9 protein-coding genes are annotated in these 8,831 nt (G+C 61.1%); 7 read left to right on the top strand and 2 right to left on the bottom strand.

All coding sequences use genetic code 11. The features are described 5' to 3' along the window. The first annotated feature begins 61 nt into the window (after nt 1-61). The 5 genes from HYX42_RS06170 (at nt 62) to HYX42_RS06150 (ending at nt 4,393) form a co-directional block, all read left to right on the top strand. A complete protein-coding gene (locus tag HYX42_RS06170) occupies nt 62-466 on the top strand; it encodes a transposase (protein ID WP_082753583.1) in 405 nt (134 codons plus the stop codon). After that, nucleotides 463-810, top strand: a complete 348-nt coding sequence (gene tnpB / locus HYX42_RS06165) for an IS66 family insertion sequence element accessory protein TnpB (protein WP_008903583.1) — start codon at nt 463-465, stop codon at nt 808-810. The genes HYX42_RS06170 and tnpB overlap by 4 nt, the downstream gene beginning before the upstream one ends. Before the next feature lie 63 nt (nt 811-873). Further along, nucleotides 874-2,445 carry an IS66 family transposase gene (locus tag HYX42_RS06160; protein ID WP_034693102.1) on the top strand — a complete coding sequence of 524 codons (1,572 nt, stop codon included), beginning with the start codon at nt 874-876 and terminating at the stop codon, nt 2,443-2,445. After that, a complete protein-coding gene (locus HYX42_RS06155) occupies nt 2,442-2,963 on the top strand; it encodes a hypothetical protein (protein WP_008903585.1) in 522 nt (173 codons plus the stop codon). The genes HYX42_RS06160 and HYX42_RS06155 overlap by 4 nt, the downstream gene beginning before the upstream one ends. 173 nt (nt 2,964-3,136) lie before the next feature. Continuing rightward, on the top strand, nt 3,137-4,393 hold the full coding sequence (locus HYX42_RS06150; RefSeq protein WP_293400951.1) for a site-specific integrase: 1,257 nt from the start codon (nt 3,137-3,139) through the stop codon (nt 4,391-4,393). A 419-nt stretch (nt 4,394-4,812) separates the two neighbouring features. Here HYX42_RS06150 and HYX42_RS06145 read toward each other — a convergent pair whose 3' ends face one another. Both HYX42_RS06145 and HYX42_RS06140 read right to left on the bottom strand, forming a co-directional pair. Beyond that, a complete protein-coding gene (locus HYX42_RS06145) occupies nt 4,813-5,439 on the bottom strand; it encodes an isochorismatase family protein (RefSeq protein WP_038201276.1) in 627 nt (208 codons plus the stop codon). A 353-nt stretch (nt 5,440-5,792) separates the two neighbouring features. Further along, nucleotides 5,793-6,740 carry a LysR family transcriptional regulator gene (locus HYX42_RS06140; RefSeq protein WP_293400948.1) on the bottom strand — a complete coding sequence of 316 codons (948 nt, stop codon included), beginning with the start codon at nt 6,738-6,740 and terminating at the stop codon, nt 5,793-5,795. A 239-nt stretch (nt 6,741-6,979) separates the two neighbouring features. Between HYX42_RS06140 and tnpA the strand changes: the two genes are divergently transcribed. Both tnpA and HYX42_RS06130 read left to right on the top strand, forming a co-directional pair. Continuing rightward, nucleotides 6,980-7,411 carry an IS200/IS605 family transposase gene (gene tnpA / locus HYX42_RS06135; RefSeq protein ID WP_026437438.1) on the top strand — a complete coding sequence of 144 codons (432 nt, stop codon included), beginning with the start codon at nt 6,980-6,982 and terminating at the stop codon, nt 7,409-7,411. 633 nt (nt 7,412-8,044) lie between these two features. Further along, entirely contained in the window at nt 8,045-8,722 is a 678-nt protein-coding gene (locus tag HYX42_RS06130; RefSeq protein WP_293400924.1) for a hypothetical protein, read from the top strand. Nucleotides 8,723-8,831 lie beyond the last annotated feature (109 nt).

Genomic DNA, 8,831 nt, shown 5'->3' with positions numbered 1-8,831 from the left:
GTAAGCGTGGCCCCAAGGCCCTTCTTGTGAGGAGCGGAGGGTCAATGCAGGATATGTCCATATGCAAGACAGTGGACACACCCCAGAGTGGAACGGCCCGACGGTGGAGCGAGTCATGCGCAACGGCAAGCGCATCTACGTCTCGGCCTTCAAGGCCTGGCTGGTGGAGCAAGCGCTCAAGCCAGAGGTTTCGGTTGCCGGCCTGGCACTTCGCCACGGTGTCAACGCCAACCAGCTTCGCAGCTGGATGAAACTCGAGCACTGGCAGTCCTCACCTCATACGTTGTTGCCGGTCACGGTCGTCGCAGACGCTCGGCCAGCTGAGGTGGTGGCCACCACAAACGCTCGTCAGCCAACCCAACCCAAGGGGGTGATGGAGATTGAGGTGGGCGGCACTGTCATCCGTCTGCGCGGCCCAGTGGATACCGAGCAACTCAAGGCGGTGCTGGCCGTGGTGCGCGCATGATCGGTTTGCCAGCGAACACGCGGGTGTGGATCGTGGCCGGCCACACCGACATGCGCAAAGGCTTCGACGGTTTGGCGGCAATGGTCCAAGGAGCTTTGAGCGAGAACCCGTTCAGTGGCCACGTCTTTGTCTTTCGCGGCCGGCGCGGCGACATCCTCAAAGTGCTGTGGTTTGATGGCCAAGGTTTGCTGCTGCTGAGCAAGCGGCTCGAACGCGGCCGCTTTGTCTGGCCGCAAGCTGCATCCGGCGGCGTGTCTCTGACCTCAGCCCAACTCTCGATGCTGCTTGAAGGCATCGACTGGCGCATGCCGGCGCGCACGCACCGTCCCGATCTGGCGGCGTAAAGCTTGGCAGTTGCGGGTCATTCCCGATGAGGTGAGACAGCAGAGTTGGGCATACTCAAAACCGTGCCGACGCCCCATCAACCGCCCCAGAACATCGACGAATTGCTGCGCATCATCGCGGCGCGCGACAGCGAGGTGGCCCTGCTCAAGTTGATGGTCGACAAACTCAAATTGCAACTGCTGCGCCGGGTTCGCTCCGAATTCGGTACCTCCAGCGAACAGTGGTCGGCGCAGATGCCTTTGATCGATGGTGGCGAGACCGCGATGGTCACTCGAGCCAAGGCCGCATCTGCACCGGCCCCCGCCAATGACCCGCAGATCGACCGCAGTCTGCCCGCGCACCTGCCGCGCGATGTTCGGGAGCACCTGCCCGAGATCAGCGACACGCACCAGGACACAAATGGCCAGTCCTGCGGGTGCACCGCTTGTGGCGCTCGACTGCGTAAGATAGGACAGGATGTCTCCGAACAACTGGAGTACGTGCCTGCCCACTTCAAGGTGATCCGGCATGTGCGTCCCAAGCTGGCCTGCGTGGCGTGCCATGCCATCTTCCAGGCCAGCGCACCCAGCCGCCCCATAGCGCGCGGACTGGCCGGTGCCGGCCTGCTGGCCCATGTGCTGGTGTCCAAGTACTGTGACCATTTGCCTCTCTACCGCCAAAGCGGCATTTACGCCCGCAGCGGTGTTGAGCTGGACCGCTCAACGCTGGCCGGCTGGGTTGACCAGGCCGGTCAATTGCTTGATCCCCTGGTGGCCGCACTGGGGCGCTACACCCTGGCGGCTGCCAAGATTCATGCCGACGACACCCCCGTGCCGGTGCTGCAGCCCGGGCGCGGCAAGACCAAGACGGGGCGCTTGTGGGTGTACGTCAGAGATGACCGTCCGATCGGCTCAAGTGCGCCACCGTCGGCCTGGTACCAGTACACCCCAGATCGCAAAGGCGAGCATCCAGAGCGCCACTTGAAGAAATATCGCGGCATTCTCCAGGCGGATGCCTATGGCGGCTGGGGCAAGCTGTACGCCTCAGGACAGATCACCGAGGCAGCATGCTGGGCGCACGCGCGCCGACCGTGGTGGGACCTGTACCTGAGCAGCGGCAAAGACGAGACGTCTATCGCAGCACAGGCGCTCAGACGCATTGCCGATCTGTATGCCATCGAGCGTGACATTCGGGGAAAGCCTCCCGACATTCGACAGGCCCAACGCCAGGCGCGTGCCGGGCCGCTGCTGCAGGAGATGCACGTCTGGTTGAGCCAGTTGGTTGGTCGGGTGTCGGCCAAATCGGAGTTGGCCAAAGCCATTGGCTATAGCCTGACACGCTGGCAGGCTCTGACGCGGTATTGCCAAGATGGGCGCATCGAGATGGACAACAACGCAGCAGAGCGGGCATTGCGCGGGGTGGCTTTGGGACGGGGCAACTACCTGTTCATGGGATCGGATGCCGGCGGCGAGCAAGCGGCGGCGATCTACAGCCTGGTGCAAACCGCCAAACTCAACGGGATTGACCCCGAGGCCTACTTGCGGGAGGTGCTCGGCCGCATAGCCGACCACCCCATCAACCGCATTGATGAGTTGCTGCCCTGGAACCTGATGCGGCAGTCCCGTCAGGCGGATCAACAACGCAAGGCGGCATGAGCGTGTCTGGCATTGACCCGCGGGTGCTGGACGCCCTGCAGAACGCAAGCAGCCTGGAGCTGTTCCAGCTCAGCACGCTGATCGAGCGGCTGCTGGCCGACCCACGCCGCATCATTGCCGTGCGCAAGGACATGAACCTGGGTCAAACCGTGCGCTTTGTGGACTGGCGCGATGGCAGTCTGCGAGAAGGCAAGGTGGTGGCCATGCGTGACACGCAGGTCACGTTGCAAGACCTGCGCGAGCGCAAAGAGTGGAAGTTGCCTTACGCCGCGATCGAACCGCCCTTGCCCGATCCTGCAACACGCCCTCAAGCTGTGGCGCCAGAGCCGCCGGCCGCCCCCCGACCGACGCGCAACGACTTTCGCTGCGGCGAGAAGGTCGCCTTTGAGGACAAGTACCTGCAGACCGTGGTGGGCACCATCGTGCGCATCAACAGCCGCACTGCAACCATCGACCCCGGTGATGGCACGCAGTGGCGCGTAGGCTTCGGCTTGCTGCGACACATCCTGGACGTCTGACTATCCCATAAGGACCTCGTCAAGAGGGTGCTGAGCTGACGCTTACCAACCTGTCGATCTTCGAGATCAAGCGCCAGGATCTGCTGGAGATCCTGCGCAAAATCGAGCGGCGCAGGGCTCTTACCACGGCCGAGAAGTGCAGAACCTGGTTCAATCAGCTTTTCCGCTTCGCGATGGTCGAGGTGAACTTGCCGGAGAACCCGGCCGCCGACCTGGACATCGTGGCGATGCCGCAGCCTCCGGTCAAACACAACCCGTTCCTGCGCATGCACGAGTTGCCGGCTTTCCTGCGCAAGCTGCGTGCCTACCGCGGCGAAACCAAGACGCAACTGGGGGTGTGGCTGTTATTGCTCACGGGAGTACGAACCGGTGAACTGAGGCTGGCGATGCGAGACCAGTTTGACCTTGAGCGAGGCCTCTGGATCATCCCTGCCGAGGTTGTGAAGCAGCTTCAGCAGCCGCTGCGCACGGAAGACAGGGACATCCCGCCGTACATCGTTCCCCTGCCGCGTCAGGCCATCGAAATCTTCCAGCACCTGTTGGACGACATGGCGCCGGCACAGCGTTATCTGCTTGCACATCGCAGTGACCTCAAGAAGCGCATCAGCGAGAACACCCTCAACGCTGCTCTGAAGCGCATGGGGTACAAGGACCAACTGACTGGGCACGGCATCCGGGGCACCATCTCCACGGCGCTGAACGAACTCGGCTACAACGGGAAATGGGTGGATGCCCAACTCTCGCATACCGATCCCAATCAAATCAGTTCGGCCTACAACCACGCGGAGTACGTTGAGCAGCGCCGGGGGATGATGCAGGACTGGGCCGATCGGCTGGATGCTTGGGCGAACCAGCCGCCGGATGCGGACCTCATGAACGCTTCCAGCACCCAGGTCGCCGGCTCGCACACGATTTCGCCAGCCAACCCTGCACAGGACCATGCCGCAGTTGCCGACAACACGATGGAGAATGCCAATCCGGATGGGCCACTGCCGCCGCCACCGAGCCCGATGACCATCATCGCGCGTCGCGACCAGCGCCCGCAACCGGTGATGACCGATTTCCAGCGTGCCCATGCCGAGATGCTGGCGACCTTCGAAGCGCCGCAAAACCTCTCAGTCCCTGTGTTCGCCAAGCTGGCTGGAAAATCCCGCGACCAGATCAATCGGGAAATCAAGGCCAAGCGGCTATTGTCCATCAGCCTGGGCAACCGTGGTCAGCGCATCCCGGAGTGGCAACTCAATCCGCTGTGCCAGCGCTTCGTGCACAAGGTGATGGAGCGGGCACAGCGGATTGATTCATGGGTGCTCTATCGGACCTTGTCCGAGCCGCGGGACGATCTGGAGGGACTTGCGCCTGTGGTCGCCGTTGCTGCGGGCAAGCTCGCCGCCGCGGAGGAAATGGTATTCGCGCAGTTGGGTCTGGATTGATTGGGTGAACCGATCGTGCAAGACGTTCTTCTACTGGCTCTTGCGAAGCAGATAGGTCGTCAGGGGCGCGCGATCTGCGATAGTGCGTCCCACAACGCCCAGAGGGCGGTACTGCTCAATTTACACCGCCTAGCCTGCAGCCACCAGTGTCATCATCAACTCAAACGATCTCGCTTCCATCGTGCTGGGTGGCGAGCCTTTGGCAACGGTCAGACTGCTCGACCTGACGCCGATAGCCCGCGCGTGTGGACGTCCAGGGTGATCAAGGGGGATCCGCTATTCAGAAATCAGAACTGAGATCTTGAGGGGTATCGCCACGCTCGTCGTGTCGAATTGAAGAACTCCTAGAAAGGAAAAAAGCCCTGCCGGCCAAGCGGACCGGCAGGGCGAGGTTCTTACGAAGGTCCCTTGCGCTCGGGTCAGGCCTTGGCACCGTAGTAACTGCCGATGACGCTGCCGTAGAACGGGAGCACTTCGGCCATGAAGGGACCGAACTCGGCTGCTGAAGGGTTGCGCCAATCACCCTGCAACTCGGCGCCGCAGGCGACAACGCTTGTCGGCTTGACACCAGCCTGGACCATGCGCTGGACAGCGATGTCTTCGACGAGCTTGCTCCAGGTTCCGCTGGCGTCCAGCACCGCATAGGTTTCGTAGCCGGCCCGCACTGCCGAAAGCGCAACGAACGACACGCATACTTCGGTCGAGATGCCGGCGACCAGCAGCTTCTTTCGGCCCGTGGCTTCCACGGCCGTGACGAACTCGCTATTGTCCCACGCGTTGATTTCGCCGGGCCGGGACACGATCTTCGCGTTCGGCAGCAAACTGGTGATCTCGCTCAGGATAGGACCGTTGGGGCCCTTCTCGGCGCTCGTGGTGATGATGGTCGGCAGCTTGAAGATCTTGCCTAGCTTGGCCAAGCCAACGATGTTGGCCCGGAAGTCGTGTGGCGTCTGGGTGGTGACGCCATTGAACAGACCCGTCTGGTGGTCGATCAACAGCAGTGCGGTATTGTCCGGCGTCAGACGGTCCATGGTAGAGGCGGTCATGCAGGTCTCCTGGGAGTGAGGGTACGAAAAGGTTCATGGGCGGCGACACATATCGCGCCCCGGCGCTTGAATTTCCGACGCAATGATCGGCGGGGCCGGCAGGGCAGTCCAATGCCATTATTCGGGTCATTAATTCCGACAGCGGAACAATGGAGCACGGCAAACCGCAAGATGGGCCGACACACATTCATATCTGTGGAGCAACAAGCCAGCACACGTCAGCATTTGTCCCTGGTACGACTGAAAGCGCGCCTGACCGGCAGCCACTTTCCCGCACCAGATGACAGGAAAGCACAGGGCGCTCCATGGCAGGGTTCGCGGTGACTGCACCAGCGTCAGCTACACGCTCAGCGTCAGGCAACTGCCAGTTGGAGATACGTTCGCTCAACCTTGCCCTGAGTGGGTGGTGTGTAATTTGTGCATTCTCGGATGAGCTGCGTGAATCGCTCGATGACGGTCGACGACTCGGTGGCGCGGTGCGCGCTGGCAAGCTCGCCCGCCGCTGAAGCTTCCAGAAGCGGGCGGAAAACGACTCCCTGTGCCACCAGCTTCGTCACATGTGCAGGTAGCAGGGTGATCCCCACCCCTTCCGCGACGAAGCCGAGCATGATCTGCATCTCGCCAGTTTCTTGGGCGACGGCTGGATTGAACCCCGCGGAGTTGCAGACGCGTATCACTTGGTCATACAGGCCGCAGCGCTTGGATCTTGGGGATAGTACAAACGCCTCACTAGTCAGCTCGGCGAGCGAGATCGGGTTTCTCCCAGCCAGCCGGTGACCTTCGCTCATGCAGACGACCAGTGGTTCGCTAAGGATCGGGGTGGCTCGGAGGGCCGTGTCGTAGATGGGTGGCACGACAAATCCGAGGTCGATCTTTGAGTTCTTGAGGGCACTGGCCTGCTCGTCCGTGACCATCTCGACAAGTCGCAGCGAAACCCCAGGAAATTCCTCTTTGAACTGCTTCATGGCGCGCGGAAGCATATCCATGGCCGACGACGCCTCGTAGCCCACCACCAGTTCCTGTGTGAGCCCGACCGCCGCCTGGCGGGCGCGCTCGATCGAATTGCCGAACTGAGAGGCCGCCAAATAGGCTTCCTTCAGGAAGACTTCTCCCACCACGGTGAGTGCAACGCTGCGAGTGGTACGCCGAATCAGTTCGGCTCCAAGGTACTCCTCAAGTTGCTGGATCATGCGCGTGACGGGCGGTTGCGTGGTGTGCAGCCGATCGGCACCCTTCACGAAGCTCAGCTCCTCGGCCACGGCTATGAAGCACTCAATGTGTCTAAGGTCTATGCGCGACATGCTTGTCTCCAGTCAGGGCGTGTACCCCTTGTCGTCGTTCCGCGTCTGCGCGCGGTGATTTCTCGCGTCGGGTGTGGTGCGCCAATCATCCGTGCCTAGGTGTCGGGACTGACCCTAGCTACCAAAAGGAGGCCCCCCGGCTCTGCCGGGGAGGCAGTAGAAGTTTGACTTTTCAGGAGGTTGTCCACCGTAGAGACTTTCAATCGTGAGCCGCCAAGCAAACGAAAGGAAGAAACACGATGGACAAGTATGAAAGTTTGAGTCACACGGCCTGGGATTGCAAATATCACGTGGTCTTCATCCCCAAGTGTCGAAGGCGAACGCTGTACAAGCAGCTACGCGAACACCTGGGTGAGGTATTCAGAAAGTTGGCCGCGCAAAAGGAATGCAGGGTTGAAGAGGGGCATCTGATGCCCGATCACGTGCACATGATGCTGTCGATCCCACCGAAGTACTCGGTGTCGCAGGTGGTGGGCTTTATCAAAGGCAAGAGCGCAATCCACCTTGCGCGGGTGTACGGAGAGCGAAAGCGCAACTTCGTGGGTCAGCACTTCTGGGCGCGAGGGTACTTCGTCTCGACGGTGGGACGCGACGAAGCGGTGATACGGGAGTACATCCGAAACCAGGAGAAGGAAGACGAGAGGTTGGACCAACTCGGTCTATGGAGGTGAGTAGCCACCGATAGGTGGCCCCAAGAATGAGGGGCCGCGTTAGCGACCCCTTACAGCCGCTTTGAGCGGCTCACATCCCGAATGCCCCCGGCTTTGCCGGGGGATGGTTACCCCATTTTGAACCCCCAAACAACGACAAGCTACGCTAATTTAATTATATCAATGTATAGATAGAAGTGATGGATTGGTGAAGGCGGCCTTCTTGGCGGACGAGGGGAGTGCGGCGGTGCAACACCAGTGTTCACTTATGTGCTTGGTGTATTACTGCCTGCATATTGAGAAATTGTGTTTCGCGAGGGTCGTCTTTACGATCCGCCGATCGCGAGGCAACGCGCCGGTCTGCGCTCGAGTCAGAGGCAGCGAAGCAATGCAAACGGCGAAGACAGCCGGACCAAGGAGACAACCATGAACAACTGCCCACGAGGGTGCCTGGAGCAGCCCCAATGCACGCTTGAGTCAGCAGTGCGCTGCGAAAGGGTTCCGAGCAACAGTGACAGTGGCCTGCCACTGAGGCGGCTGGCTGCCGTGTCGCGAGCGGGGCTTGCTCAGGTCCTTCCTGTCCTCCGCCTTGGCGCAAGCCCCGAGTTGATCTACCCGTAGACGTCGGCCGAATCCATACTTTACGACCACCACATGCTCAAGCGAACTGCGCTCAAAACCATCCTGCTCGCGCTGCCCCTTGCCATCCGTTTGGCGGCGAAGAAAAGCCAACCTGTTCGTGCCCGACTCGCCGGGGCCAATCGCGTGATTCAAGTGCGCCTCAGGGACGGCAGCCTAGCCCACCACTATATCTTCAAGGCCGGACGGGTGCGTGGTCATGCCGGCCTGCATCCCAGCCCCGACGGCGAGATGGTGTTCAAGTCGGTCGACATGGCGTTGGCCATGCTGAACCCGTCGCCCGACTACGCCATCGTCATCGATGCGCTCAAGAACTTCAAGGTCACCGCTGGCGGAAAAGATGTTGCGCTGGTGTGGTTCGGTCGGCTGATGAGCGCCGTGGGAGCTGCCGGCTGGAAAGCCGGTGTAGAGCTGGGTGACGGTGTGGTGCGATACACCAACCTGACCAATGGCGGGCCGATCTACGTCGATGTCAAGGACGGGAAAATTCTGCGTACGGTACCCATCGATCTCAAAAGCGAGGACGCGCCGAGTTGGACGATATCGGCGCGCGGGCGCCAGTTCAGCCCGGTCCGCAAGGCGCTCGTGAGTCCGCACGCGCTGAGCCTGAAGTCCATGGTCTATTCGGACAAGCGTCTGCTCTACCCGATGAAGCGCGTGGATGTTGATTTCCACGCAGAAGTGACCCACTGACCCCCAGGATTTCCATCTAAACCTGACCCACGTACTAACCCTAACCTGCTGCTTCTTTGAGCAGCAGGAGACCAGGAGTGATAGACGTGGCAACACTGAGTGTCATCAG

It is taken from the genome of Polaromonas sp. (assembly GCF_016185115.1).
Lineage (GTDB): Bacteria > Pseudomonadota > Gammaproteobacteria > Burkholderiales > Burkholderiaceae_C > Polaromonas.
The sequence above is the reverse complement of the archived record's forward strand: the minus strand, read 5'-3'. Positions and strand labels throughout refer to the sequence as shown.

Excerpts from the sequence above, each read along its gene's own strand:
- HYX42_RS06170 (WP_082753583.1), top strand. The coding sequence starts at position 62 with ATGCAAGACAGTGGACACACCCCAGAGTGGAACGGCCCGACGGTGGAG.
- tnpB (WP_008903583.1), top strand. The coding sequence starts at position 463 with ATGATCGGTTTGCCAGCGAACACGCGGGTGTGGATCGTGGCCGGCCAC.
- HYX42_RS06155 (WP_008903585.1), top strand. The coding sequence starts at position 2,442 with ATGAGCGTGTCTGGCATTGACCCGCGGGTGCTGGACGCCCTGCAGAAC.
- HYX42_RS06150 (WP_293400951.1), top strand. The coding sequence starts at position 3,137 with ATGGTCGAGGTGAACTTGCCGGAGAACCCGGCCGCCGACCTGGACATC.
- HYX42_RS06145 (WP_038201276.1), bottom strand. The coding sequence starts at position 5,439 with ATGACCGCCTCTACCATGGACCGTCTGACGCCGGACAATACCGCACTG.
- HYX42_RS06140 (WP_293400948.1), bottom strand. The coding sequence starts at position 6,740 with ATGTCGCGCATAGACCTTAGACACATTGAGTGCTTCATAGCCGTGGCC.
- tnpA (WP_026437438.1), top strand. The coding sequence starts at position 6,980 with ATGGACAAGTATGAAAGTTTGAGTCACACGGCCTGGGATTGCAAATAT.
- HYX42_RS06130 (WP_293400924.1), top strand. The coding sequence starts at position 8,045 with ATGCTCAAGCGAACTGCGCTCAAAACCATCCTGCTCGCGCTGCCCCTT.